This window comes from Haloarcula rubripromontorii, assembly GCF_001280425.1.
Classification (GTDB): Archaea; Halobacteriota; Halobacteria; order Halobacteriales; family Haloarculaceae; genus Haloarcula; species Haloarcula rubripromontorii.
On sequence record NZ_LIUF01000008.1, the window covers coordinates 34,336 to 60,373 of the forward strand.

The window sequence follows — 26,038 nt, forward strand, 5'->3', positions numbered from 1 at the left end:
CAGGTAGAAACTGATGCCTGCTCCAATTCCACCAAACGTCTTAATCAGGGCCACTGGTGGGAGAAGGTGACAAATGCGTTCCAGATGCAGTTAATCCGGATAGCTGTGTGAACCTCTCCTTCTCGGACTCGATTCTTATAAATAGTGTCAGCGATCGACTCGTCTCTATGTCAGGGCCCAAGAGCCGAACTACGCCGTCAAGGGCATCAGGAACGAGTTTTCGGCTGAATAAAACTGACCCAAACCTCAACAAGGCAATGGGTTATTCTTTATCGCTGCCAGAATTGGATAGACGTTCGAACAGTACTGCGGGGGGTGCGTAGGCATGTGGAAAATATCAAGTGAGGCACTAACCGAGTAGTGACTATCATGGAGATCTCGAATTTCCTCACCCCTCGCGACGAAGTCGTTGAGGGACGTTTTCAAGGGGTACTCCAAGCCCATAAGGTCGGGTCATCGGACGACCGACTCGAGAACGATCCGAGTCGACTACTCTCGATGACCTATCCTTCGAACGCCCTGCAGACGGCATTCGACCACGTCGACAACAAACTTCGCGGCCGTGACAGCCAAGGCGGCATCACGCTCTCCGGCCCCTACGGCGCCGGTAAGTCACACGGTCTCCTCACCCTATACCACCTGTTCGACAGCCCCGAACTCGCACAAGATTGGCTAGACGAGTGGGACATCCCACTCAACCTCCCCAATACGGCGCGTGCGTCAATTCTCTCTACCAGCAAGACCGACGCCGACCGTATCTGGGAACCTATCTTCGAAGACCTCGGCCGTGAGGACATCCTTGACGACATCAACCGCTACCCGACGACCGACCACATTGAGGAACTCGCCGTCGACGAGACCGTCGCCATCTTCTTCGACGAGATCGAGACATGGTGGGAGTCGTTCAGCGATACCGCCGACGAGGAACTCGTCGAACGCAACGAGTTCTTCCTCCAGAACCTCTTCGAAGTGGCGAACGACCCCGACTTCAACCTGTTTACGTTCGTCACGTTGCTGGACAAGAGCGAAGATCTGAAACGCATCCTGAACCGCACCAGCCCGTACGCCGTCGACCTCAACTCCACGGGCGACCGCGAACGCATCATTCTCCACCGCCTGTTCGAGACGCGTCGCGAAGACATCGACGAGAGTGCTGTCCGCGACGTTGTCCGCGAATACGTCGACAACTACTCTTACCCCATCGAGATCGAGGAAGAGAAACGATACGAGAACCGGATGGTGGAGACCTACCCGTTCCATCCCGAACTCCTTGACCTGCTCGACAGCCTTTACGAAGGCGGACGCGAGCGGCAGAACGTGCGTGGCGCGATGAACGTGCTCGCCGACACCGTTCGCCGACTCCACGACGAGACCGATCTCATCATCACGTCAGACATCAACGCCGCCGCGTTCCGAGGCATCAATCAGACACTCTTCAACCGCTATCGCTCCGACATCGAGGCAGTCGAGGACATCGACCACGGCGACGACCTCTTGAAGGTCATCTTGTTGTACACGCTCGATGAACGCCGGCAGGAAGCGTCAGTCACAGAGTGTCTGATCGGGACGTACAAGCCCGAGAAGACGTCCGTGTCGAAGCTCGACATGTCCCTCGGAAACCTATACGGCACAGCGCATTACCTTGACCGCGATAGCTCCAAGGATAACTACTTCATCACCGAAGATCCGAAGCTCACCGCGCTCGTCACCCGCGAGCAAGAACGCGTTCTCGATGGCGACCACGAGGACATCGAAGGGAAGCTCGTCGATGTCGTCCGTGACGACGTGTGGGACGGCGACGTCAACGTGTACCCCGATGAGGACATCCCGGAGTCCAAGGAGATTCAAGTCTCTGTCCTGCTTGACTACCTCTCCAACGGCGCGCTCCGGAGTGAGTTGGACGACTTCTTCGAGGGGCGCACCTATCAGAATACGGTACTATTCGTCGCGCCGAATCAGGAGATTCGCAGCGATGACGACATCATCAGTAAGGCCGCACGCGTCCTCGGTGCAGAAAACCTTCAGGGGAAGGTCGAAGACGAACAGGGCGAACTCGGGAAGATCATCCGGGACGAGAGACGCGAACTCCGCAACGAACTCGAAGACCGGTACGGCAACTGGATCAAGTGGAGTGAGGATCCGCGTGGCGGTGTCCGGTTGCGAAAGAAGTCCGTTATCGCCGACGTCGATGATGTGAAGGACAAAGTTGGGCGCGACAAGACGTACGTCGGCGAGAAAATCCTTGACGAAGTTGAGGACGCCGAGAACGGCATCTCCCTTGACTCAATGCTGAACGATTTCCGGCAGTTCCGCCGGATGCCAGTCATCCTCGACAAGGGCGTATTTACGTCCGCTCTTAGCAAACTCTACCGGGACGAGAAGGTCGTGCTTGAAGGAGACCGAGGAAAGTTCTATGCTTCCCACAAGAACGATCCACTCCCTGACCTTAACGACGGGCTGACCATTCATAGCCCGATGAATCTCGACGAGGCTGTCTACACGAAGACAGAGACCACTACTTCTGGTATCTCCGAGGGAGGTGGCGGAACCACCACGGCCGGCGGTAGCAGTAGTGGCGGTCAGCAGGGACTCAGCGGCGGATCTAGTGGCGGCTCCAGTGAAGGATCGTCTGCTGGCGGCGAGGATGGTGGAAGTAGCGGTGGGACGGTTGCAACACAGACCGAGACGAAGCAGGTCACCCTCGAAGGCCCGTCCGCACGCGTCCTTCGCAGTCACGCCGAGTCCCGGGTCAACGAAGACACGGACACGGTCACACACGTCGACCTCTCCTACGACGTCGACGATCTCTCGAAGGAGGAACTCATCGAGCTGGTTGAACAGCTGCCCGGCGCGAACCACATCGAGGCAACGGTGGTGATTGAGCGTGAAGTTCAGGACTGACGTACTCACTCGGCTGGTCGAGGACGATGACCCGGTTGAGAGTGTGTGGGACGCGATGTGGGGAATCTGGTCGCCGGCGGGGGAGTCAGTAGCCGACCACTATAGGCGAGAGAACCAGATGGTGGAATACGAGCACCTCCTTCTCGACGTGTACGAGGAGTTCTATACGGACATTCTGCCCGACCGGTGCGTGAACAATGCGTCTCTCGACATCCCGGACGACGGCGCGTTCGTGGTGATGGACGCAATGAGCGTCCGAGAGGCTGGACTGTTCGTCGACTTCCTCGCCGACGAAGGCTACGACCCGTCGGTGGGGTACTCGTTCTCGACGGTGCCGTCGGAGACGACGCCGTACCGCGAACGCGTCGGCTATTCAGACATCAAGCGTGAGTACAAAATGGGCACGGTGAAGAGCGACGATCCCTCGCTTGACGGCGACGAAGACCTCGTGTGGTGCCGATTCCCGGACGCTCTATTGGAAAACATTCAGGAGGGTAAAACGAAACTCTCGTCCATCGAGGAGATGTACGAGAAGACCGAGCGGACGTTCGGACGGATCCTTGACCAGCTCGACGCTGAGCAGATTGTGGTCGGTGCCGACCACGGGTACGTCCGACTGGACGCTGGAAACACGTTCCCCGTAACGGAGCCACAGAAGAATCGACTACAGGAAACGTTCAGCGGGCGGTTTGTGAGTGTCGCGGAGACGAACGCGGACGATCTCGTCGGCGAGAGCCTCGTCGTGGAAGCAGACGGGTACTATATGCCAATCGGTCGGTACACGTGGCCAGCTCGCGGGAAGTACTCGACGTTCACGCACGGTGGCCTTAGTCTCCCTGAATGCATCACTCCCCGAATTACCATCACTAACTAACCTATGTCCGAAGACAACGACCGTCGACCCCTCGAAATTTCGTTCCCTATCGACCAAGTGAACGAGATTGCGGAGAAGGAAGCACACGCGAAACGCTACTACCGGCCCGTCTACACGATGCACAAGTGGTGGGCGCGCCGCCTTGGGTCGGTGTTCCGGACGATGATCCTGTACGCTCTCGCAGACGAGGAGATGACGGTCGACGGCGAGCGTCAGTCCACATTCGGTGAGGACAACGGTCTTCCGGAGATTGACTGGGAGAATCCTGACGCGTTGTGGGAATATTACCTCGAAGATGTCGACTTCGACGGGAAAACCATCCTCGATCCGTTTATGGGAGGAGGGACAAGCATCGTAGAGTCGATTCGGATGGGGTGCAATGCCATCGGGAGTGAACTGAACCCTGTTGCGTGGTTCGTCGTGAAGAAGGAGGTTGAATCGGTCGACCTCGACGAACTTGACGCAACCCTAGCGAGTATTGAAGAAAGTGTCGGTCAAGAGATTCAGGATTACTACCGCACTGAGTGCCCGCACTGCGAGGGCGACGATCACTATGCGGACTCGATGTACCACTTCTGGGTCAATGAACTTCCCTGTCGGAACTGTGGGGAAGATGTTCCGCTATTCAAGGACTACCGGATCTCAAACGCCCGTTCATCCAAAGACGATCATTACAACGTCGCGTGTCCCGATTGCTGGCACGTCTTTGAGACCGATGACTACCGGACGGAGACCACTTGTCCTGAGTGTTCACACGAGTATGTTCCCAGTGATGCGGGCAACGTAAGTCGGGGTACGTACACCTGCCCCCACTGCGATGAGCACCCAGAGATGTCGATCATTGAGAGCGTAGAACGGTTCGGGAAAGCAAATCAATCACTCTACGCTGTCGAATACTATTGCCCGGAAGCCGACGAGAAAGGGTACAAATCGGCGACCGAATTCGACCGGAATCTCTTTGCGGAAGCTTCTGCCGAACTGGACGAGAAGCAAGACGATTTGCCGTACCCAACCACGGAACGCTATCGTGGGAGTTCTGACCGCGCTCGGAAACACGGATTCGAAACTTATGATCAGATGTTCAACGACCGGCAGTTGCTCTGCCTCTCGAAGCTGTTGGCAGAAATCAACGGTCTAGATGATCAGAATCTCAAAGAGTTCCTGCTGTTAGCGTTCTCTAGTTCACTGGCCTATAACAACCTCTTCTGTGAGTACGATAAGCCCTACAACAAACTGACCGGGATCTACAAGCGTCACACGATTACCGCACGACATACCCCGGTTGAGAACAACGTTTGGGGAACGAAGTACGGCCGTGGGACATTCACGGGTGAGTTCGACAAGATGCGTGCAGGGAAGGAGTTCTGCCAGAATCCGTACGAGAAGTACGTCGAAGACGGAGAGACAAAGGAGGAGGATGGCGTCGGGAAAATCGAAGGCATCCTCGTTGACGATCCTGACGATCTTGGCGAAGAGGGGAACGTACACCTTCGGTGCGGAACTTCCGAGTACCTCCCCATTGAGGATAACAGCGTAGACGCGGTCATCACCGACCCGCCGTACTTTGACAACGTGATGTACTCCGAGACGGCGGACTTCTACTATGTCTGGCTGAAGCAAGTCCTCGAAGATAAGTACGATCACTTCACCGCCGAACTCACTCCCAAGGCTAGCGAGGTCGTTAGTGACCCAGCCGGCGAGGATAGCGTGGACACCTACCGCGACGAGGAACACTTCGTCACGGGTCTAACTAACGTCTTCGACCAGTCCAACCAGAAGCTGAAGGACGACGGTGTGATGGCGTTCACGTACCACCACAAGTCCACCGAGGGCTGGAGTACCGTTCTCCAGTCCGTCCTTGACGCTGGGTTCTACGTCACCGCTCTGTACCCGATTCGCGGCGAGATGCGTGGGAGCACCCACATCCACGACAAGGCCAACATCGAGTACGACATGATCGTTGTCTGCCGCGACCGCGACGACGATCCGGAGGAAGTGAGCTGGCGCTCGCTCGAGGACGACATCTACTTCCGCGCTAGCGAGGAGATCAGCCGCCTCGAAGAGAGCGGGTCGCGGCTCACGCAGGGCGACGTGTTCGCTGTCACGATGGGCAAGTGCCTCGAAGTGTACTCCGAGCACTACCCGAACGTCACCGCCGACGGCGAACAGATGTCCGTCGAGCAGGCCCTCGAAACGATACGCGACATCGTCGACGAACAGCTGATGGCCGAACGCGTCCAGATCATGAGCGACGAGATGGACACCCTCAGCGCCATCTACCTCACGTACGTGCTCGGTCGGGGGAATACCGTGTCCTATAACGCGCTGAACAAAGATCTCCGCACACGCGGCGTCGACGTCTCCGAACTCGTCACAGAGAGCCTCCTTGAACAGGACGGCGACCAGCTCCGTATCCTATCCCCCGGGAAGCGTGCCGACCGGATCGAGAATAAACGTGACCCGCTCGCCATCGACCAAGCCCACTACCTCAAGTACCTGTTCGAGACCGACCAGCTCGCACAGAAATTCGGGAAGTGGACGACAGAGGGATCGATTGCCGCGCTGCGCCGCCTCGCGGAAATCGAGAATGAGGATGACTACGCCGACATCGCGGACTATGTAGAAGAACGGTCGGACACCCAGCTCGACCTACAAGACTTCAGCTAAGCCGGTAGTACCCGGATCCGGCTGGCGGTGACCCCAGCTGAGGCGACATCTTGTAACGATCAAGGAGCCGGGTTTAAGTGGTATAACGACTCAGTTGACAGTAATCAGATGAACTTCGACATTGGATACCACGTCGTCTCGCGCGATGTTCTCGAAGATGGGGATACCTTCGACACCGAGATGAGTATTGTCGAGTTTCTTCGCCGGGTTAACTCCATGGGCGACATCCCCTTTGACGTGACTGTGTACGGCCTCGACTCCTATCTCCGGGGCGCCGAAGATGCTGACGAAATATGCGATCATCTCCACCGGCTACTCTCCGAACGCGTCAACTTCCTCCTGAACCAGAACCCGCGCGTTCAGTTCGTCGTCGACGACGTCGAGTTCTGGGATGAGCCGGTCATCCCAGATGACGACGGGGACGTTCAGTTGAACAAGGTCTTCCATGGGGCACTTGATCAAGAGGGCGCCGGCTGGTATTCGAGCCACCTGAACGTCACTTCGTAGAGGCGTTTAATCGTCGGGGTAGGGCTTTTGTCCGATGCCGATCTCGGTATTCGGAGCAAGGTGTCGACCTTAAGAATCGTACAAGGCTCGTAGACTTCGTGGAAAATCCACCACGGGGTTAGTGAGGAGTTGCTTTCACAGTTTTACATCTCCTGTGCGTGGGCGTAGCCTCGCTCTCGGAGGAACTGGTAATGGTCGTGGTGGTTGCCGATGACACCGTGACCAAGCTCGTCATCCCTTGTATAGTGCGCAAGCGTGTCCTCGTCAGTGACGACCGCGCCGAAGTAGTCGTCAAACTCTATTGTGATGTCGACGAGCTTCTCGCCATCAAGAAGACACCATGCATGCTCGATTGCAACGTCGAAGCCGGGTGGCACGGCAAATCCCTCTGCATATGCAAACCGATGATCGTATTTCCACAATTGAATCGCGTTAGCAAAGCAAGCCTTCTTTTGCGGTTTGGTTTCTCGGATGGCCTCGGCGATGAGTTTTCGCTCGTCGTCGGTCACGTCTTGCGATAGTGCGATGTTCCGTCCTTCAAGGCTGGTGTGTTCGACGTTGGTACTCGGCACCGACACACCGTGATCTGCTACGTATTCATGGACTGGGGAACAATGGCGTCTCTCCCTTACGAATTCGGCTGCAGAGGCGCTGATTTCATTCCCATTTGAGCGAGAGGTTGCCTTCTTGCCTGTGCCAGTTTCTTCGGGAGCGTCTATGTCCTCCGTCACGGCCCCGGGTAGCCAGTAATGGTAAAAATGGGTTTGCGCAGCAGGCTGCTCGGACAGGGTGTAATTCGGGCGGTTGCGGAACGTGGAGGGAGGAGACCATTTGATAGGTGTCGAGTCACGCACCGTCACTCCCTGATGGAGCCGGACGCATAGTGCGAGGACTGTAACCCAGACGGGTAACGGTCAGCTATCGATGTCGACTTCGAGAAGTGGGCTCTGTATCGCGGTTTCGATGGCCTCTTCTGGTGATTTTGAGATGAGGGTGTAGCTGGCTTCGTTCTCGCGAGTGAGGTACTCCCGTGCATCGATGGCCGTCTTGGCGTCTTCGAACCGCCAGACGCGGCGGAGTACGAGATTGTTGACTTCGATGATGGTATAGACGTCTGCGTCGTCAAATACCGCGACTACACTTTCTCTGTCGACTTCCGTGCCTGTTTCGTCGATGTATGTGTCTTCCACGACTGCAGTTGGTGATGGAGGGAGTGCGTCGGTTAAGGGCACTGTCCGAGGGGGTTCCACGTATTCGAGACGGTAGATGTAATCAGGGTCTCGTGCGAGAGTAGGTTGGTACGCTGGTACCTCTATTTTCTCTGGTACCTTGGTACCGACCGCGCTCGAGAGTTAGTCTGAGTTGTAGGTGATGCGGCCGTCGTTGCGTTCAGCGTGATCACGCTCGGCAAGAACGTCGATAACGCCGTGGATAGTGAGGAGTAGTTCATTGAGCACATCGGCGAGCGGTACAGCGAGCAGAGGTAACGCTCGTCGAGTTAGGGGAGACGAGTTTGGTACGGAGGCTGTCGTCGAGATGCAAGACCAAGGTTCCTCTGTCGCTGCCGTCGCCCCCGACCTCTGGTTCAGACTTTCTGCGACGACGCGTGCCGGCTTTTACGGTGTCTACGCGAGGAATAGTCGGGCGTGGTGCTTAATGGGAAGCCTGTGGACGAGTGCCCTGAGTGTGGCAAACGCGCTTATGACCACGTCGAACCCGGCGAGAAGTATGAGGGTGATCCGATCGGCTACATCCGAGTGTGTGACCGAGGAGGGAGCGTTCTTTCACAGCTACAAGCAGGTTGATTTGTAGTGCCCGGTTGTCACCGTGTGACCACGTTTTCTTTGTTACCTCGTCCTCGGTGGGTTCAAGGGCCCGTTAGTAACGAATCCCAGCGACCCCGGACATAACTGAATGAATCTGTTGCGAGATTACGAAGCGAACTTGACTTAGTTCGTAGTTCTGCAACGAAGGTGTCCGTGCTGCCGAGAACGAGGACGCCGATTCTGTTCTCGGAGTCGAGAGTACTGGAGAGGCGAGGCTGCCGAATTATCTCGAGGAATATCAACTGTACAGAGTATCTGGATCACGGTATCCAGATAGGCGGTTGCTCACCCACGAAGATTAGTCCTCACGGTAGAGGTCTTGCATTCGCATCGCGGCATTTTCCTCGTCATAGTAGGTGATCTCCCAACCAGCAGCCATTAGTGGTTGAGTTGCGACTTCAGCGGCTTCTGACTCTACTTGCCCCGGCCATCCTGTGATCTCTTGAGCCACTTTGTCTGGCTTGATTTCGTAGAAGGTTTCTGTATCATCGGAGGAGATGTGCCGCCCCACGTATCCACCTCTGATACGTTCGAAGACGGTGAAGGTGTCTCCGTCTTCGGCTGCGAATTCCATGATACGCGTTCCGGTGCTAACTGCTGACTGTCCTTCTGCAGTGCTCATTTCGTCGTATTCGTCGGGGGTCTCGGGCATTCCGACGCGACTTTGCCCATCATCGTAAAAATGGGTTTGTGCTGGATCTGCCGAGTAGGCGATTTGGAAGGATGCTCCCGGTCAGTCCGCTTATCCCATAGAGGGCCCCCAACTGGTGATGCTGATGCAGGACACGAGGCGACATGAGAACTGCTTTCGCGAAGTGATCAGAGCTCACCAGCGAGTCGTGAATCGGTGGCGCAAGAAGCGTCCCTCTGCGTTGGAGGAGTTGGAGTCGATTACAAAGAAGCACACGCAGGACGCACTTTACCGTCCCATCTCTCTTTCAGAAGGTGTGGAGGAAGAGTTCTATGTGGATGTCGACGAGGAGATGGATGGGGTTCGGTGGCCACACTCCAGTTCGAGCCTGAACTGGTCACATGCGTGCGAGTATTCCCAGCGACCGCCTCAGTTCTGATACTCGCTGGCTGCCTCTTTTGCCGGTCAGCGGCGTAGTGTTATGGTGGTGACGACGTACCGTACACCACGAAGGTTGGGTTGTAACGAGTGCGGGTACGTCTACACGCGTCCGGCGAGTCGGGCGCACGTCGATGCGGCGCGAGACCTATACCAGTACCTCGTGCAGGACTACTACCAGCCGCTCCCGTCCTCATGGGTGATGGTTCTGTTTCCTTCGATGCACGACGGCGAGTTGGTGGTAGTCGTGTATCACGCGCGCGGCGAGGTCGAGCGGTTGATCCGCCGTCGGATCTGTGTCGAGTACGAAGTTGAGGAGATCACGACTGGACGTCTGCTGTCGTCGGCGGTAAGTGCTGCTCGCTGACGGCTGGTGCCGGCGTCTAAGTAGCGGCAGAGTTATCAAAGTGGTATGACCGACGACGATGCCTGCGATGTGGACGCACTTGACGAGGCGTTGGAACGCGCGAAGGAGGCATTCATGCCGCCGGATGACCCCGACGAGTTGGAACCTGACTACCCGGCAGACTACACGCCCGAGGATCGAGTCGATCACGTCCTCAAAGGGGAGTACCCGCGTTGGCGCTCGATAGAGTGGATCGCGTCGGCCGCCGACACGGATGTCGATCAGGTGCAGTCAGTGGTCAGGGAGCGTCTCTCGGATGGGGAATTGGAGGTGAGTGACGAGGGTGTCCGGCGGAACCGGTACCACGTCTACTTCGAAGAAGTCGAGGGGTTGACGGAGAAGGCCCGGAAGAACCCGCGTTGGTTGCGTTGATTCATCGGTGATAGTGGCTGGGGTAGTGTCCGCGATCCCGGCGACCGCGGACACTCCACATGGAGAGTGGCGATCCTAGAGGACGGTTGGTGCGGTTGCGAGTAATACCCCGGCAGCGAGGGCGGGCCACTCCGTTTCTGGGTTCCAGTCACTGGAGCTTTCGTGGACGAGCAGGATACCGAGGACGATCACTGCGCCCACCGTCTGGATCACAAGGTACTCGGCGACGCTCCGGACGGCAGAAGGTACAGCGAGAGTGATGACGGCGGATACGCCGGTCATAATGCCCACGCGAGCGGCGAGGGTTTTGTCCTTTGAGTCGAACTCGTTGCTTCCAACTTTCGCATACCCATCTCCTTGCTCGTACAGGTACTCGGCGACGAACCCGATCAGGACTCCTTGGATGGCCAGAATCACGATCCATTGGAGCCCCGAAGCGGCTCCCTCAAGCGAGCGGAGGGCATCGGTGAGTAGGACGATGTCGAAGTAGAGGCTGGCACAAATTACGATGGCTGCTGCGAGCAGGTAGACCTGCCAAGGTTTGTATTTACTGCGCTTAACGCGGCCATGGAGTCCCCGTAGCTGTTCCAGTAGCCCCATTTCTGTTCGTCGCGTTCTCATTTCAACTCGAAGTAACTACCGCCGAGTGTGCTCGGTTGTTGACGAGGCGTATCGCCTATGGAGTTCATCAAGGTGCCACCCGTCTGTTCTGTCCGCGTTTCCAAGAACCAAGATGTCAGGGAGGTGTTCCAGTAGTCAGGAGTTCCCGACCCCGGCTGGACGGGCAGGGATCTAGTTCTGACCTGAGCGCAACGGGTTGCTATTCTCGGCGAGCGATGCTCAGGGGTGGTCAGATACCGGGGTTTCTGGCCACATCAGTAGCCCAGAACTGAGCTTATAAAGATTAGACACGTAATTACACACGTTGATGGAAGACCGCGAAAACGAGTTCGAGACCGACATCTGGCCGCTCGGTGGCTCCCGCGGAACCACCATCCCCCCGCGAATCTTGATGTGGACTCAAGCCCCCGACGTCGAGGACGCCGAAGTGCGCTGGCTCTACGATGACGACCGCCGCATCTACGTCGAGTTCGGGCGCGCGTCTGATGAGCGCGCGGACGACATCTACAGCCGCACCACCTCCATCCAGAAGCGTTCGGAGGGAAGTCGCGCGACCGCTATCCCCGTCGATGTCCTCCGCGGCGAGGGGGCGGCGGACGCCGACAAGGTGATCTGGAGGTTCGACTTGAACGAGAAGCATCCCGTCCGACCCGAGTTCATCTCCGAGGAGGAGGGTGATGACTCGTGAAGCGAGCAGAGGGCTACACGCGTCTCTCCCAGTCCGGCGCCGAGGACAACATCCCGACGCAGGGGAGGCTTATCACCGACTACTGCCGGGAACACGACGAGCTGGAACTTCAGGCCATCCACAACGACGGAGAACACGAGAGTGGTTACGATCCGGACAGGGACGCCTACCAGTCGTTGATCGACCGGATCCGGGCCGGTAACGTGGATGCGGTTGTCGTCAAGTCGCTCTCCCGCCTCGGGCGCGACTTCGACGAGCGAATGGACTTGATGATCACGATGCGACGGCGCGGCGTCGAACTGCACAGCCACCAGCGCGACCGCATCGACATCTCCGATCCGTGGGCCGCAGCAAAGGAGGCTATGCTGGCTGCCGCCGACGACGCGAAGAAGCAGGCGGAGATCGAGGACGCCATCGAGGAGATCGAGCGGCGGATTGACCGCGGCGAGTATCAGGGGCGGCCGTGGACGGGAACCGAGTTCGATGACGCCGGCAGGTACCTCGTCCCCGCCCACAACGACGAGTGGGACGCCGTGATGGAAGTTGTTGAGCGATGGGAGGAGTCAGACGGCAAGGTCTCGAAGCGCGGGCTTGCTCGGGAGACCGGACTCTCTCGGGGGACTGTACGCCGAGTGATTGACCGGGTTGACAAGTACCGGGCTCTCGATGACGGCGCGAAGATCGGATGGGAGAGGCGCGTCGTCTGGCCGGACGAGGCACCCGCGCCCGCCGACGACTGACTCGGCGAGCTACTCCTCGTTGTCGACGCGTTCCAACGCACTACGGACGGATTCCCTCGCGTTCTCGATGTCGGCGAGGGCTTCGTCGTCCACCTCGTCGAGACCTTCGGCGTTCTCGTGTGTCTTGGCGAGGCCGCTGGCCGCCATGGCGAGTTTCGCTTTGACTTCTTCGAGTTCGTCCATACCTGCTTTGGTGCCTACCCTGTCGGATAAGTGCCGGCGTGTAGCCGGCGTTAATGCCCGCGGGGCAGCGTTTTTGATGCTCGCCGATGGAGACGCGTGTGCCGGGCGGGTTGGAGGAACGCAACGCCCACTCCGACACCCGCTTCGGTGATGGGCTAGGTGGAGTCCCCGTCCGTGCGCCTCGGGCGGCATCTCCACGGTTCTGGAGGAGCTTCCGTCCGCCGCGTTCGGCGGGCGGACTACGCTCCCGTCCTACTGCCCTTGACTATCCATATATATGTTGACAGGAACGAAGTGCCGCGACCGCGTAGACGCGTGTATGCTTGAGGACATCGAAGCCGACGACGGCGAAACGGAACCGTTGTCGCTCCCCGACTACGACGAAGAGAAACTGCGCGAGGAGAAGCGCAAGGAGCTGGCCGACCTCCCTGAAGAGGATCTGCGGGCGGAACTCGCCCGTCAGGACGAGGAGGAACGCGAGTGGCAGGACGAGTACGGCGTCGACGGCCCGGACGAGTTGGAGGCAACCATCGCCGAGGGGATGGACGCGGACGAGCGCCAGCAGAGGAGGCGTGTCGCGTACTACTGGCGGAAGAACCAGCACGTGCGCGAGATGATCGAGGAGGTGTTCGATGGTTAACGCGCACGTCGAGGTACCCGAGGATGGCGAGCCGCGCATCGCGGGCCGTCGGATCTCCGTGCTGTCTGTCGCCCTGCAGATCGGTGGCACCGACGTGACTATCGAGGAGTACGCGGACGAGCGTGATCTCGAAGTGGCAGACGTAACGGCGGCGCTGGCGTGGGCCGCCAACCGCGAGGAGTGGATGGCCAGCCTGATCGAGGAGCGCGCGCTGGGGATGCAGGAGATGGCCGACCGGGATTACCCCGAGGGCGTCGCGGGGCCGGAGCTTGACACCGAGGACGTGGCGGACTTTCACAGGCGGGCGCAGCGGGCGCTCGCCGACATCGTCGAGGACTGGAGAAGGTATGGGGACACTCGGTTCGGCGAGGAATAGGCGCGGGGGCACGGGCCTCCCGTCCCGTGCCGGCGTCATCGTCCCGGGCGGCCTCCCTCTTCCACCCGGTATGTTTTTCGGGCAGGTTCGTACTTGAATGTCGGCGCGAGGGCTGCAGACACCACACCCCCATTTCATCTGTCCTGTATAGCCGGGGGTGTGTTTCACGTGTTCTGCCGTCCGGCGATTAGCACCCCCACCGTGTTTCATCTGCCACTCCCTGTTTCACGTGTTTCACGTGTCGGTCTCACCACGTTGAGAAATGGGATTATGGCGGTACAGGACTCCTACCCCGATTGAAAGTGATTTTCGTTTGAAAGCGTATATGCCCCCATCTCCTACGAAGGGATGAGAAGAACACGACGCACCCGAGGTGACCCACGACGCTACGACAAACCAACGTGATCCCCAATGAGCGAGAACGAGTCACAGAACGAGCACAGTATCCGAGCAATCTGGCAGGGCGACGTAGCCCCCGTCGAGAACTATCGCATCCGCCCGCGGGAGGTCAGCGACGACCGCCTCGAGATGGGCCTCCTGATGCGCCTTGGCGGGCCGCGCGGCAAGTTCTACGTCCGCGCAGAAGTCGTGTTCAGCATCAACGAGGACGAGGACGGTCACCACGTCGAGATCCGGCGTCGTGGCGGTGACGTGGTGGATGAGTTCACCATCGACTGGACGACGGCTGACCCCGACGACGCCACGGAGGCGACGCAGGCTCTCTGTGAGACCTACATCAACGCAGCCAGCGACTGGTACTCCTTCGCCGTCGGTGCCGAGCAGGCCGGGCGCGCGACCGGCGCCGACGCGTCGGGCATCTGCACGACGTTCACTCCCGCGACGGACGATGGTGACTTCGGCTTCGTCTGCCCATCCTGCGAGCACGTGAACGCGCTGGAGGGAGATGTGATAGAGTTTGCCGACGTGTCGTCCGACTGTACCGAGTGCGGGTACATCGCGCTCCTTGACGGCGACGCGCTCGCCGCGTTCGACGCGGAGCTACGTCGGATTGATGCCGAGACCTGCCCCGAGATGCAGGCCGTGCGCCGCATCCACGAGGCACTTCACGGCGGCGTAGAGCCGGACACCGCCGTTGAGCTGTCTGTGGAAACCGTCGAGGACAAGGTGGGCGAGCAGGCGGATATGTTGGTGACGAGTCGTGGCCGCGAGGACTGCTGGCTGATCTCGTGGGGCGGTGCGGACGTTGAGGTGACCGTCGCTGAGGGCGGCAAGCTCTGGCAGATCGAGGTCACCAAACGTGGAGACACTCTCGTGAAGACGACGCACAACGACGACGAGTTCCCAACCGCCGAGGAGGCGGGTGACCAACAATGAGTGACGTAGAGTCTCTCCTCAACGAGGCACTCACCGAGTGCCAGCCGCTCGTCGATTTCGCCGGCGCCGAGAAGCTCGCCGGGGGCCGCCCCGCCACCCAACTCGACATCCGTGACGGCGAGGTCTTCGTCGAACTGTATGTCGCGGGTGACGGGGGAGTCGTCGTAATCGACTACGTGCCGGGGATGATGATCGGGGACACCGCGTATTGCGGCGACGTAGAAGAGACACACAAGGCAGTCGTTCGTCTCGCCCGTCACACGGAGTGCGAGGTACTTCGCGACGACTTCGACGTTCTCGCCGAGGAGGCAGGTGACCAACGATGAAGTACGGAACGTGGCTGAAGAAGGACGACGACCGCGCGGAGGTGATCACGAAGCCGAAAAAGAACCCGCGAACGTACCGGTACCCGTTCGTCAGGGTGAGTGACGCGTGGATGCTCACCCGGGAGCGGGCGTGGTACACGGAGCACGCGCTCACGTTCGCGGCTGGAGGTCTGGACGGGCCGCTCGTCCGCAAGCAGATGCATCCAGAGCAGACGACGTTCGACGACTTCGACGACCGCCCTTCTGAGTACAGGCGGGTTGAGGTGGCGTCCACCGCGACGGCGGACTGAGCCGCGCCGCGTCCGCTGTTTCTCTAACCCCTTCGGACAGTGCCCTTATCCGATCGCTTCTGCTGAATAGCGGGTGGAACGTGACGCAGAACGACGAAGAGGTACTGAATGGATTCGTCGACAAGCGGACGCTCCACACAACACTCACCGACATCAGAGAGCGCGTGGATGATGCCTTCGCGGAAACGTCGAAACACGGCCCTGATGACGGCGACTTCCACGTCGCCAACTACATCTGGGAGACCGATCCCTATCCCGCCGGCACGATCACTGTCAAGCCCGAACGGGATGGTGGCGTCGTCGATCTACGCGTGTACCTGCGTGAGGACAGCGCGGTAGTGTCCGTCCTGTATCCTCGCGGACATCGTGGGTCTTGCGTGTTCGTCGGTAGGCGGGGCGTTGTTCTCGATGCCGTGTGCGAAGTTGCGACGTGGGATGAACCCTTCAACATTGAGGGAGACATACTGGAGCGTCATCTGGACGGAGGCCATTCTCCTTCTGCTGAGCAGTTTTTCGTCTGTACCTTTATCCGCGGGTAGTTCAATCCCGGTAAGAATGCAGTGAGCGAAGACAAAACCTACGACAGCGACGAAGCGACTTACAACCAGCCGCATCGCGTCGAGACGTGCGACATCGACGCAATCGAGAACGACGCCATCCGCAAAGTCGCCCAGCGGTGGCGAGAAGCAGGACTCGAACTTGAAGCGGGCAACCAACTCGCCGGTGACTACGTCCACCACATCCACAGCGGCGCGTCCGTCTACGAGTCGTTCGGGCAGTACGCCGTTCGCGGCTCGGACGGCGAGACCGCGTTCGACAACGCACGGGACGCCGCGCAGTACGCGTTCGGAATCACGGAGACGGTCAAAGAGGCCGGTGATGACTCGTGATGGGATACACTATCGACGAGTACGCACTACATCTCGCACACGCCAAGGCAGTGCAGTGGTACCTACGCGAGTACCCCGACGTGGCATTTATCGACGGCTCCCCCAAGGAGATCAGAGACGAAGTCTGGACAGACCCGGTTAGCACACACCAGTTGAAAGGCGTCAACGCGGGTGAGGAGGAGTTTCTCAAGCAACGATGGGATGAGTACGAGGCTCTGAAGGGCGGTGATGACGCGTGACCCGCTACGCCGACTTCCCGGACGAACTCCAGCACCTCATCGACGAACTCGAGCAGGAGGGATTCGGCATCGTCTACGGAGCAATCGGCGAATCCGATAGGCCCGCGTTCATCGCAGAACAGGGCGAGACCATCGTTCGCGTGGAAGACTGGACGCAGACGTGGGCCTTCACCCTCCGAGACCCCGACCGTCCGGATTACGACGATACGTGGGCGTACCCGCGTCGTGTCCGTGGCGAGGTCTTGGAATGGCTTGATGACTTCGAGGCTTAACTCCCTATCACCTTCGAGGTATCGAGGCCGGAAACCATCTGCCGGGAGACTACGTATTCGACACCAACGCTGATGTCTCCGTCTACGAGCACACCCGGAAGTACATCGCCGATAACGGTCGCGACCACGATTCCCGATTTGATTCCCCGCGGGACGCCGTACAGATGGCCCTTGGGTACTTCGAAGAGGCCCAAACGGGTGGTAATAGTGTGTGGCCACCGCTGTTGAGTCCGTAATACGGGACGCCCCTACTGGGAGATCAGTTGCTTCAGAGGGGAGATATTGACGTTCTGGCTGAACACGTTGTCCGGATCGTATTCGGCCTTGACTTCCGCGAGGCGGTCGTAGGCGTCGCCGTACACCTGATCGGCCCAGTCCTCCCACTCCTGCTCTTCGACGCCCGTGAAGCCGGCGTAGGCGCCTTCGGCACCGGCGTCGCGGAGCATGCGCTCGGTTTCGCGCGCCCACTCGAAGACTTCGGCGTTGTCGAAGTCCTCCCAGTTGGCCTCGACGGTGAGCATGTACTCCTTGTCGTCCCACTGGTAGGCGGCGTCGGGGCCGTGGCCGACGTTGCCGCCCATCGCCCAGATGCCGGTGGCAGCCAGCGGCGAGGGGGCCTTCTCGGCCTGCTCGTGGAAGATGTCGAGCACCTCGTCGGTCAGCTCGTCGACGTAGACCGAGCGGTGGCAGTACTTGCGCCCCCACGGGAACATCTGAGTGCCGAGGTCGTGGAGCATCTCGTACGGCATCGGTTCGCTCATGTCGATGATGGGCTCGGCGATGCTGCGGAGGGGCTCGAACACCTCCATGCCCTCCTCGGGGTCGCCCGCGTAGCAGCCGAGGATGCCGACGGCGTCCTGCCCGGCCAGTTCGTCGGGCATCGGCGGCAGGTTGGGCACCTCGGCGTCGAGTAGGATGGTCGTCGCCTCCTCGGGCGCGTCGGCGGAGAACTCGCGGTAGGCCTCCAGCACGTCCTCGGCCACGTCACCGGGGTAGAAGATGCCGAGGCCGCCGACGATGGGGCCGACCTCGTACAGCTCGAACTCGAAGTTGGTGACGACGCCGAAGTTGCCACCGCCGCCGCGCACCGCCCAGAACAGGTCTTCGTTCTGGTCGGGCGAGGCCTTGACCAGCTCTCCCTCGGGCGTGACGAGTTCGACGCTCTGGAGGGCGTCGACGCCGAGGCCGTTCTTGCGGCGCATCCAGCCGATGCCGCCGCCGAGCGTCGAACCGGGGATGCCGACGTCGCCGGCACTCCCGGTGGGGAACGCGAGGCCGTGCTGCTGGGTCTCGGCGAGCACGTCCTCGGCGCGGGTGCCCGGCTCAACGCGCGCGACCTGCTCCTCGGGATCGACATGAACACCGTCCATGTCCTCAAGGTCGATCACGAGGCCCTGATTGACGATAGCACTCCCAGCCTGATGGTGCGCACCGCCTCGGATGGAGATCTCGAGACCGTTCTCGCGAGCGAACTGGATAGCGGTCGCCACGTCGGTTGCGCCTTTCACGCGGGTGATGATGGCGGGATACTTGTTTATCAGCCCGTTCCAGACGTTACGAGCATCTTCGTACTCTTCGCTATCAGGGAGAATCAGATCTCCGCGCAGGTCGTCGTCGAGACTCTTGATAGCCCCTTCATCGAGTTCGGCAACCGTCCCAAGTGGATGCTTACGTTCAGACATTCAGGAGTCAGAAGGCACAGTACCATCAGGTAGTCAACGGGTGAGATACTAACTCACCACCTGATACAGTTCAGTCGAACTTTCCGAGTCGCGACTGTGCTTTCCGCACGGCACTCCCGAGCGTCCCCGAGAAGCGCAGCCAGCCGCTGCTCGACGCGTCCGCGCTCTTCTCACCGTGATACGCAGAAATCCGAACCTTGTACGGCGGGAACGCCAGCGTCCGCTTCTGAATATCGAACTCGTCCTCCTTGACTGCGATCACCGTCTTCCGGTAGTCGACGTTCAGGACTTGGAATCCGACATCGAACTGCTCGGCGTTTTGTTCGGCGTCCGCGATCGCCTTGTCCGTTGCTCGACCTCTCGTTAGGTAGGATGCTCCGAGTCCTTCGATGCGACGACCGTCATCGGCCTGTCCAACCGCTCGCACGACGAAGGGTCGGCTGTTGTGTAAGTAGTCAGTGTTCGTGATTTCCGTCATGGGTAGTTCGCAACAGGATGGTTCGTCGGAGACATCCTATCTTCACTCCCCGACACACTATGTCGGAAGTTCGGCCGCTTCCGTCGAATTCATAGTACGGGGATTGTGAAACTGGCATCAAATGGTAGAGAGTTCGGCTGATCTTGACGATGTTCTCGATCGGGTCGCGCAGCGTATCGAGTTTCTCGAGTTACTCTCTGATGGCGAGTGGATGACGAACGAGATCGTCGACGAACTTCCGCATTCTCGGTCGACGGTCTCTCGAGCCCTTCGTCAGCTGCAGGAGACCGATCTGATAGAGAAGAGAACAGACGGCTATACGGTTACACCACACGGTGCTCTCCTAACTGAACAGTACCGAGACTACAAATCCGAAGCTCGCTCGATATTCGGCGCCCGGCAACTACTCGAATCGCTTCCGGATGACGAGGAGGTCGCTCGAGAGTTCGTTGCGAACGCTCGGAAGATTGGGTCTGCGGAGTCGCCGCCGTTTCGGCCACTCGAGGTTATCTCGGAGCAGATAGCGACCGGTCGACGCGTCCACGCCTATCTGCCGACACTCTCCGGCCCGCATCTCCTCCGTGTCTTCCGCCGTCTCGTGGTCGAGGAAAACGGGTCACTGAAACTGTTCGTCTCGACCGACCTCGGCGAGTCGTTGTTATCGTACTACCCCGGGATACTCGGCGAGCTTGCCAACGGAGGAGACGTCGACATCCAGTTCGTGAATGGCCCCTCTTACGGTATCATCGTCTCCACACCGTCAGCGAACCGTGAAGCTACAGTGACCGTGTATTCTGAGGACGGGGCGATGCAAGGCGGTCTAGCAACGGACGATGATTCGGGTGTCGAGTGGGCGCTCGGGCGGGTTCGTGAGCTTGAATCCACAGCTACTGACCGAACCGAGGATTTCAAAGCGATCCCGACAAGAGAGGAGCCACATCTCTCGCCGTTGGGAAACGAGTCCCCACACACAGCATCGGGATCAGGGAAGTTCCCATTCGATCTTCGTGAGGAGGGCTTCGAGTTACTCTCGGAGACCGACTTCGCATCGGATGGGCTTCCCCCTGACACAGCACTACGCGTCGGGCTTTCCTTCGCCGAGATAGACGACGGGCTGGCCATCGAGCGGACGATCGAGTCGGACGGCCGGGAGGAACGCTCCCTGACGAGCGTACTCATCGACCAATTACGCGACGGAGCGGACACTGTCCTCCTCGGGCCACCGGGATCAGGGAAGAGCACCGTCTGTAAGATGGTCGCTCGTGAGTGGGCTGTTCGTGATCGTGGCCCAGTCGTGTATCGTGAAGCCGACCACGGTCGATCCTTCGAGTCGGTCGCTGCACTTGAAGATTATCTACAGCGTTCTGAGGGCCACACGTTGGTAGTCGTTGAGGACGCTCTCCGTCTGGAGTCCCGTCAAATTCTCTCCGTCGTCGAGACATTCAGAGACGACGGTGATGTGACGTTCTTGCTCGACTCTCGACAGCGGGAGTGGGACGATCCAACAGAACCTCTCAAAGATGCGCGGTTGGACTCCATTCGCCGGCAGGTGCTTTCACGGGTGTCGATGCCCGAACTCACCGAGCGTGAAGCTCAGAGTCTCGTCGATACGGCTGCCCAAGCAACGGATGGAACGATGGACTTGGACGGGGGAACGATCGTGGAACGCGTCCACGAGACCAGCCGCACTGATGATGCGGTAAGGCCGGGCGAGATGTTTCTGGCTCAGCAGCTCTTGTTGACCAGACTTGACTCGATGGCGCCGTACGAGACATCGACGGCGACTACTTTCGAAGAAGACGTGCTGTACTGGTACGACGAGTTCGTTAACGCCGAGTCGGACTGCCTCGGCGATCTCGCTCTTCTCGTCAACGTCTTCAACGCTGCAGGTCTCCCCATCGCTCCAGAACTACTCCACAGTTTGTCTATCCAGTACGATACGGAGGTCGTTTCTCGGAGTCTCGAAAAGTTAGAGGGAACACTCCTCTTCGAATCGACGAACGAGGAGTTCGGGCGTGAATATCGGACGAACAGCGAACTCTGGTCTGTCCGTTTTCTCGAACAGTTTGTCCACTCGTCCCCCGACCCAGCTACGCGATTTGAACGATCCATCCAGCCCGTTCTATCTCTTGTCGACGAGCCAGTACATCGAGACCGTATCTCGAAGGAAATCGAACACGATACTCCATACCTCAGTCAAATCGAATACCATCCGACAACGTGGAGCGAGGAGTTCGTCACGCGTCTCTTCCAGATCGGTCTGACCTATTACCGACTCGCACCGATGTTCGGCACCAGTTCGGAGACGGATCTGGAGCTCCCGTCCGAATGCTCCGACGTGCTGGCCGCTCGAATCTCCAGTTGGCGAGGACGGATGTACGAGGTTCACGGGATGCATGACACGGCGCTCGCGGAGTACGAGTTGCTCGAAGGAAAGCTGGATTCGCTGACCGAACTCCCATCCGACGAAGCCGAGCGACTCCGGTGTGACTGCTTGACAGGCAAAGTATCGATTCGCAGTGACCAAGGTCAGCTGGACGAAGCCGCTGTGTTCGCTGAAGAGGCCATCCAAGTCGTAAAGGACGGTGACATCGACGACCGGGAGCCACCTGCTCGACTGGATTATGCCCATATTGCGTACAAACGGGCCGACTTCGACGAGGCGTTGGATCGGTACGAGGCCTGTATCGAGGCAGCGAAACGCGTCGGAAACAAAGAGGCACGCGCGCGTGCTTTGACTGCGTCCGGGGCGATTCTCTCGGAACGCGGGAAGTACGATCGTGCAACCCAACGATACAAGCAGGCACTTGATCTTTCCCGTGAAATCAACGATCGTCGAAACGAGGCTAATACACTGGGTAATATGGGCGTCTTGGCGCGAGACAGGAGCGAACTTGAGCGAGCACTCGATCGGTTCAGGGAGAAACTGCGATTGGCCAGAGAATTAGGAGAACGACACACCGAAGCAAACGCACTGTGGAACATCGCGAGCGTTGAGTCGGAGCGTGGAAACCTCGAAACGGCGGTCGACCACGCGACGAAGGCGCTCGAACTGAGTCGAGAGGTGGACGTCCTGCGAGTTGTCGCAGAGTCACTCCATTTGCTCAGCGAAATCGAGCGCCAGCGCGGGAATCTGGAACAAAGCCGGCAGTACGCCGAGGACAGTCTAGACGCGTTCGAAGAAAGCGGTTACAAATACGGAGTGGCGGCTGCCTATCGAAACCTTGCCCGTATCGAACTGGAGGCAGAGCAGTACTACTCTGCACGGGAGCACGTCGAAGAAGCACGAACACTGGCCGAAGAGATGGAAACGCAGGCCGGCCTTGCTGCCTGTGACGAGATCGACTCACGAATCGCATATCAAGAGGGACGATTGTCGGAGGCGGAAGAACGAGCACAAGCCGGGCTGGAAACCTACCGTTCGACCGACCGAAGGAAGGGTGCTGCTGAAACACTTCGCGTCCTGTCGCTCGTAGCGTTCAAACGAGGTAACTCAGATCGTGGTCGATCGTACCTCAACGAGGCGACGGAACTGGCTCACGAAGCCGGAGTTCAGCGTACAATCGATCGGATTGAGCGAACGGAGTCTCGCTACTGTAGCGTGAAAAAAGAGCAGGTATAGGTCGTTTACGTGGAGAACTCTGCCGGGACGTTGAAAGGCTCGAGGATGCCACCGTCGTAGGTGGCAGTCAGGGTTGCCTCGATCTGTTCGCCAGTGTCGTCCCTGACGACGACCGAGACGTCAACCTCGTCACCGTCCGCGTACTCGTCAGGGAACTCGCCCATCGAGCGGACAGACTCGGGCCAGTGCTCTGTCTTACCGCCGGGCGTGACGAACCGCACGTGAAGGTACTGTGGCCTGAACGGGACGACCTCTGCGGAGCCGTTGGCGGGGACGAGCACTTTCTCACTCGGATCGGACGGACGCTCGTCGGCCTCGGCTGGCGTGGTCGTGTTGGGAACACCGTCGGTGAGAAATACTGCTGAGTCACTATGCGCTCCCCACCTGTTAATGAACAGCGGGCCGTCGCCCGTGTTTTCGATGGTGACGAGCGCAGTGCCGAACTCCTCAGTGTACTCCTCGGCGGCCTCTTCAGTAGCTTCACGGTCGTTCTTCAGAGCCTGCGTGCGAAGTCGAGAAACCTCGGTCTGGGCGGAGAACGACGTACTTGTCGAGGCGATTGCGTTGTCCTCCTCGTCGACGGCAATCAGTTCGAACTCCTCTCCGTGTAGTGTCTGGTTGGCTGACCAGACAGTCGCTGTAGAGACGCCAGTCGAGAATTCCCCGCTACCAACTTGCTCTCCATCTTGGACGACATTGATTCGTGCGACTGTATCGTCGGACACGGTTACCTTGAGTTCGCGTCCTTCGAAGCCAATCTCGCCGAAGATACCTCCCGAGGAGGTATCAGAAGATCCATCGCCGTCTGCATCAGTCTTCGAGGTGTTTGTCTCTGGATTGTCCTGATCGCTGCTACTGCATCCAGCCAGCCCAATCGTGAGGCCAGTCGTCGCGGCCAATACTGCGCGACGACTGATTTTCAGACTAGAACCTGTACTCTCGTTCGTAGAGTCGAGATCGGAGTTTCCCCGCATCGGTTGCAATATCGAGGGGTATCAGGGTGTAGTCAGCGGATGAAGCACTGTCTCACTAATTGACTCACTGTAGACATTCCCCACAAGCCCAACTGGTGAACTCACCTCGCGGGGCGACAACCTCGTCGCTGAACCCGAAGACCTCTGGATCTCCTACCGCGACGACTGAACATGTTTCTAAAACCTCAACTGGATAGACTACGGCTTACCCGAGTATGAACCTCGACGAAGTCCTCGACATCCTCGAAGGCGGCGAACTCAAGGTCTACGAAACGCCACTCGGAACGAAACTGTCGCTGAAGACCCCTACCGGAGAAGACTGGCACTTCGCCCCCGAAGAACGCGAAGCCGCACGAGACTTGATCGGGCGTTATGAGGACGTCGCCACCCTCGCCTACGACGCCGACGACGATGACGAACTTGCCCGCATCCTCACTGAAGCCGACGATGACGCGTGGCGCGTGATTGGTCGCGTAGAGAATATCCCCGCCTCAACCGAAGAGGCACGAGAGTTGGTCAAGTCCAACGACTGACCGCTGTCACTCGTCTTCGACGATGAACGCGACACCGTACTCGGTGTCAACCACGCGAGTCTGCATCACCTCAACGTCGTCAGCCGCCTCCACGTCCCACTCCGAAATTTCCTCGGCCTCCCCTTCGGTCTCCGCGGGCACGATGTACGCACTCCCATCGCCCATCTGCCCCGTCGACACGTCATCCGGGTCATCCATACGCTCGCGCAACTCCTCCACCAACTCCCACATCGGGTCTTTGGGCAACTCTTCGTCCATCGTCACTCTCCTCCCGTGAACCCACTCACGTCAATCACGTCGCTCTCCGCAATTTTCTGGTTGATGTTCTCCACGGCTTTGTCGGCAGCAGCCTCGTGCTTGCGGAACCGTTCCTCCTTCATCACACACACGCCGTACTTGATGTCCTCACCATCGCCAGTTCCGCCGGTGATAACAGGGGTTGCGATGACGTCAGGGAATCGGTCATCCTCGTTCCACCGCGACTCGTTCATCCCCGCAGCCGCGTCCTGTGCGTGATCTTCATCCCACTCCTCCGCTTCGGGGCTGATGACGAACTGGTGTTCCTTCCGCTCCAGTTCGGCGTCGATCTCATCCGCGAACTCACTCAGCGGCGACTCGAAAGCATCCATCCAGTGCATTTCACTCCGATTTTGTGGAACTGCCACCTTTTAAAATTCCACATTCAAAACCTGCCGACGGCACCTCCGACGAACCGGGTCACCAACCCACTTGCACGAGGACGGGTCTGATGCTCCCCGAGTACAGGCTACCACGCACGGCCCTAGGCCGTCAAGTGCAGATCTTTATCACCTCGGAGTACAGTCTACCCAATAGACCACGACTACCGATGCCGCCGACGCACCCACGCGATGGCTTGGTCACGGATGCCCTTGCACGGGTGAAGAGAAAGCCAAGGGGCGGATTTGAACCGGCGTCTCGGATCAGCGGCATCAACCCGTTTGCGGCCAGCGGCGACGTTCAACCGCTCTTTCGCGGGAGTAGAGTCCGCAACCCCCCAAGGCCTGCAGAGCCGCCCATCGCCGGTTCAAATCCGGCCCTTGGCTTTTGAGTTTGTGACACGTCGAGGCCCTCCAGTGGATAATCCGGATGGACTCGCTTTCTGACGTGTATGTGACACCGCAAGAATCATTTGGGCCCATCGTGTGCACAGGGCAGAACAGACGAATGCGACCACTTACTCATCTCGGATAACCCCTGGGAGACGTTAGTCAGTATAGCCCCGGTAACCATCCGTCTTTAGCTAAGAGAGAAACCGCGTGACAGCAGCGGCTTATCGAGGCTTCTTTTCGAGAGGAATGAGGAGGCGATAGCTGTGTCCAACAGAGCCTCCTCATCGAGAATCATGCGTCGGCTCACTACACTGTTTCCCTCTGAGTTCCTCGAAGAGCACGCCGAGGAACTCGGCGTGGTCGAGCGAGAGGGTAAGCTCCAGATTCCTGTCCTCGTGTGGGCGCTCGTGTTCGGCTTCGCCGCAGGCGAGAGCCGAACACTCGCTGGGTTTAGACG

General features: G+C 59.0%; 30 protein-coding genes and 1 pseudogene. 20 read left to right on the forward strand and 11 right to left on the reverse strand.

Annotation, left to right across the window (positions count from 1 at the left end; translation table 11 throughout):
- Positions 1 to 498: 498 nt before the first annotated feature.
- From AMS69_RS17865 to AMS69_RS17880, 4 genes are all read left to right on the forward strand, one after another.
- Positions 499 to 2,901 carry a DUF499 domain-containing protein gene (locus AMS69_RS17865; protein ID WP_080508865.1) on the forward strand — a complete coding sequence of 801 codons (2,403 nt, stop codon included), beginning with the start codon at positions 499 to 501 and terminating at the stop codon, positions 2,899 to 2,901.
- Positions 2,885 to 3,775, forward strand: a complete 891-nt coding sequence (locus tag AMS69_RS17870) for a hypothetical protein (protein WP_053969402.1) — start codon at positions 2,885 to 2,887, stop codon at positions 3,773 to 3,775. The genes AMS69_RS17865 and AMS69_RS17870 overlap by 17 nt, the downstream gene beginning before the upstream one ends.
- Positions 3,776 to 3,778: 3 nt before the next feature.
- Positions 3,779 to 6,442, forward strand: coding sequence for a DUF1156 domain-containing protein (locus AMS69_RS17875; RefSeq protein WP_053969403.1), 2,664 nt, complete (start codon positions 3,779 to 3,781; stop codon positions 6,440 to 6,442).
- A gap of 108 nt (positions 6,443 to 6,550) precedes the next feature.
- Complete coding sequence (locus AMS69_RS17880) at positions 6,551 to 6,949, forward strand: hypothetical protein (protein ID WP_053969404.1); 399 nt, start codon at positions 6,551 to 6,553, stop codon at positions 6,947 to 6,949.
- Positions 6,950 to 7,092: 143 nt separating this feature from the next.
- Here the strand turns inward: AMS69_RS17880 and AMS69_RS17885 are convergent, their stop codons facing one another.
- The 3 genes from AMS69_RS17885 to AMS69_RS17900 all read right to left on the reverse strand — a co-directional run bounded on the left by AMS69_RS17885 (position 7,093) and on the right by AMS69_RS17900 (position 9,427).
- Positions 7,093 to 7,680, reverse strand: coding sequence for a hypothetical protein (locus AMS69_RS17885; protein WP_155119996.1), 588 nt, complete (start codon positions 7,678 to 7,680; stop codon positions 7,093 to 7,095).
- Between the two features lie 183 nt (positions 7,681 to 7,863).
- The gene (locus AMS69_RS17890) at positions 7,864 to 8,181 is read right to left on the reverse strand and encodes a hypothetical protein (RefSeq protein WP_155119997.1); all 318 of its coding nucleotides are present in this window, start codon (positions 8,179 to 8,181) and stop codon (positions 7,864 to 7,866) included.
- 892 nt (positions 8,182 to 9,073) lie between these two features.
- Positions 9,074 to 9,427: a hypothetical protein gene (locus AMS69_RS17900; protein WP_053969408.1), complete on the reverse strand. Its 354-nt coding sequence runs from the start codon at positions 9,425 to 9,427 to the stop codon at positions 9,074 to 9,076.
- Between the two features lie 466 nt (positions 9,428 to 9,893).
- Between AMS69_RS17900 and AMS69_RS17910 the strand changes: the two genes are divergently transcribed.
- Together AMS69_RS17910 and AMS69_RS17915 are read left to right on the forward strand one after the other, a co-directional pair.
- Positions 9,894 to 10,211 carry a hypothetical protein gene (locus tag AMS69_RS17910; protein WP_155119998.1) on the forward strand — a complete coding sequence of 106 codons (318 nt, stop codon included), beginning with the start codon at positions 9,894 to 9,896 and terminating at the stop codon, positions 10,209 to 10,211.
- Positions 10,212 to 10,256: 45 nt separating this feature from the next.
- Entirely contained in the window at positions 10,257 to 10,622 is a 366-nt protein-coding gene (locus AMS69_RS17915; RefSeq protein WP_053969411.1) for a hypothetical protein, read from the forward strand.
- Positions 10,623 to 10,697: 75 nt separating this feature from the next.
- Here the strand turns inward: AMS69_RS17915 and AMS69_RS17920 are convergent, their stop codons facing one another.
- Complete coding sequence (locus AMS69_RS17920; RefSeq protein WP_238378576.1) at positions 10,698 to 11,243, reverse strand: hypothetical protein; 546 nt, start codon at positions 11,241 to 11,243, stop codon at positions 10,698 to 10,700.
- A 307-nt stretch (positions 11,244 to 11,550) separates the two neighbouring features.
- On the opposite strand from AMS69_RS17920, the gene AMS69_RS17925 reads away from it, so the two are divergent.
- A complete protein-coding gene (locus tag AMS69_RS17925; protein WP_053969413.1) occupies positions 11,551 to 11,931 on the forward strand; it encodes a hypothetical protein in 381 nt (126 codons plus the stop codon).
- Positions 11,928 to 12,671 carry a recombinase family protein gene (locus tag AMS69_RS17930; protein WP_053969414.1) on the forward strand — a complete coding sequence of 248 codons (744 nt, stop codon included), beginning with the start codon at positions 11,928 to 11,930 and terminating at the stop codon, positions 12,669 to 12,671. Before AMS69_RS17925 ends, AMS69_RS17930 begins: the two co-directional genes overlap by 4 nt.
- A gap of 9 nt (positions 12,672 to 12,680) precedes the next feature.
- Here the strand turns inward: AMS69_RS17930 and AMS69_RS20355 are convergent, their stop codons facing one another.
- Positions 12,681 to 12,854, reverse strand: a complete 174-nt coding sequence (locus AMS69_RS20355; protein WP_155119999.1) for a hypothetical protein — start codon at positions 12,852 to 12,854, stop codon at positions 12,681 to 12,683.
- Positions 12,855 to 13,173: 319 nt separating this feature from the next.
- Here AMS69_RS20355 and AMS69_RS17935 point away from each other — a divergent pair, with 319 nt between their 5' ends.
- The 9 genes from AMS69_RS17935 to AMS69_RS17975 all read left to right on the forward strand — a co-directional run bounded on the left by AMS69_RS17935 (position 13,174) and on the right by AMS69_RS17975 (position 17,222).
- Entirely contained in the window at positions 13,174 to 13,494 is a 321-nt protein-coding gene (locus tag AMS69_RS17935; protein WP_162230997.1) for a DUF7342 family protein, read from the forward strand.
- Positions 13,487 to 13,870, forward strand: coding sequence for a DUF433 domain-containing protein (locus tag AMS69_RS17940; RefSeq protein ID WP_053969416.1), 384 nt, complete (start codon positions 13,487 to 13,489; stop codon positions 13,868 to 13,870). The genes AMS69_RS17935 and AMS69_RS17940 overlap by 8 nt, the downstream gene beginning before the upstream one ends.
- Positions 13,871 to 14,281: 411 nt before the next feature.
- Positions 14,282 to 15,205 carry a hypothetical protein gene (locus tag AMS69_RS17945; protein ID WP_053969417.1) on the forward strand — a complete coding sequence of 308 codons (924 nt, stop codon included), beginning with the start codon at positions 14,282 to 14,284 and terminating at the stop codon, positions 15,203 to 15,205.
- The gene (locus tag AMS69_RS17950; protein WP_053969418.1) at positions 15,202 to 15,531 is read left to right on the forward strand and encodes a hypothetical protein; all 330 of its coding nucleotides are present in this window, start codon (positions 15,202 to 15,204) and stop codon (positions 15,529 to 15,531) included. Before AMS69_RS17945 ends, AMS69_RS17950 begins: the two co-directional genes overlap by 4 nt.
- Positions 15,528 to 15,821: a hypothetical protein gene (locus AMS69_RS17955; RefSeq protein ID WP_053969419.1), complete on the forward strand. Its 294-nt coding sequence runs from the start codon at positions 15,528 to 15,530 to the stop codon at positions 15,819 to 15,821. Before AMS69_RS17950 ends, AMS69_RS17955 begins: the two co-directional genes overlap by 4 nt.
- Before the next feature lie 80 nt (positions 15,822 to 15,901).
- The gene (locus AMS69_RS17960) at positions 15,902 to 16,360 is read left to right on the forward strand and encodes a hypothetical protein (RefSeq protein ID WP_053969420.1); all 459 of its coding nucleotides are present in this window, start codon (positions 15,902 to 15,904) and stop codon (positions 16,358 to 16,360) included.
- Between the two features lie 21 nt (positions 16,361 to 16,381).
- A complete protein-coding gene (locus tag AMS69_RS17965; protein ID WP_053969421.1) occupies positions 16,382 to 16,711 on the forward strand; it encodes a hypothetical protein in 330 nt (109 codons plus the stop codon).
- Positions 16,711 to 16,950, forward strand: a complete 240-nt coding sequence (locus AMS69_RS17970; RefSeq protein ID WP_053969422.1) for a hypothetical protein — start codon at positions 16,711 to 16,713, stop codon at positions 16,948 to 16,950. Before AMS69_RS17965 ends, AMS69_RS17970 begins: the two co-directional genes overlap by 1 nt.
- Complete coding sequence (locus tag AMS69_RS17975) at positions 16,947 to 17,222, forward strand: hypothetical protein (RefSeq protein ID WP_053969423.1); 276 nt, start codon at positions 16,947 to 16,949, stop codon at positions 17,220 to 17,222. The genes AMS69_RS17970 and AMS69_RS17975 overlap by 4 nt, the downstream gene beginning before the upstream one ends.
- Here the strand turns inward: AMS69_RS17975 and AMS69_RS17980 are convergent.
- The 3 genes from AMS69_RS17980 to AMS69_RS17990 form a co-directional block, all read right to left on the reverse strand.
- Positions 17,219 to 17,416: a hypothetical protein gene (locus tag AMS69_RS17980; protein ID WP_053969424.1), complete on the reverse strand. Its 198-nt coding sequence runs from the start codon at positions 17,414 to 17,416 to the stop codon at positions 17,219 to 17,221. The genes AMS69_RS17975 and AMS69_RS17980 overlap by 4 nt on opposite strands.
- 54 nt (positions 17,417 to 17,470) lie before the next feature.
- Positions 17,471 to 18,904, reverse strand: coding sequence for an FAD-binding oxidoreductase (locus AMS69_RS17985; RefSeq protein WP_053969425.1), 1,434 nt, complete (start codon positions 18,902 to 18,904; stop codon positions 17,471 to 17,473).
- Between the two features lie 70 nt (positions 18,905 to 18,974).
- Positions 18,975 to 19,382, reverse strand: coding sequence for a hypothetical protein (locus AMS69_RS17990; protein ID WP_053969426.1), 408 nt, complete (start codon positions 19,380 to 19,382; stop codon positions 18,975 to 18,977).
- 121 nt (positions 19,383 to 19,503) lie between these two features.
- On the opposite strand from AMS69_RS17990, the gene AMS69_RS17995 reads away from it, so the two are divergent.
- Positions 19,504 to 23,004 carry a tetratricopeptide repeat protein gene (locus AMS69_RS17995; protein WP_053969427.1) on the forward strand — a complete coding sequence of 1,167 codons (3,501 nt, stop codon included), beginning with the start codon at positions 19,504 to 19,506 and terminating at the stop codon, positions 23,002 to 23,004.
- A gap of 5 nt (positions 23,005 to 23,009) precedes the next feature.
- Here AMS69_RS17995 and AMS69_RS18000 read toward each other — a convergent pair whose 3' ends face one another.
- Positions 23,010 to 23,903: a hypothetical protein gene (locus AMS69_RS18000; protein ID WP_053969428.1), complete on the reverse strand. Its 894-nt coding sequence runs from the start codon at positions 23,901 to 23,903 to the stop codon at positions 23,010 to 23,012.
- Positions 23,904 to 24,193: 290 nt separating this feature from the next.
- Between AMS69_RS18000 and AMS69_RS18005 the strand changes: the two genes are divergently transcribed.
- Positions 24,194 to 24,511 (forward strand): hypothetical protein, encoded by a 318-nt coding sequence (locus tag AMS69_RS18005; RefSeq protein WP_053969429.1) that lies wholly within the window; start codon positions 24,194 to 24,196, stop codon positions 24,509 to 24,511.
- A gap of 6 nt (positions 24,512 to 24,517) precedes the next feature.
- On the opposite strand, the gene AMS69_RS18010 is transcribed toward AMS69_RS18005, so the two are convergent.
- Positions 24,518 to 24,769 (reverse strand): hypothetical protein, encoded by a 252-nt coding sequence (locus tag AMS69_RS18010; RefSeq protein WP_053969430.1) that lies wholly within the window; start codon positions 24,767 to 24,769, stop codon positions 24,518 to 24,520.
- A 2-nt stretch (positions 24,770 to 24,771) separates the two neighbouring features.
- Complete coding sequence (locus AMS69_RS18015) at positions 24,772 to 25,140, reverse strand: hypothetical protein (protein ID WP_053969431.1); 369 nt, start codon at positions 25,138 to 25,140, stop codon at positions 24,772 to 24,774.
- 734 nt (positions 25,141 to 25,874) lie between these two features.
- Between AMS69_RS18015 and AMS69_RS20360 the strand changes: the two are divergent.
- Positions 25,875 to 26,038 (forward strand): annotated as a pseudogene (locus AMS69_RS20360) (IS4 family transposase); the annotation flags it as partial.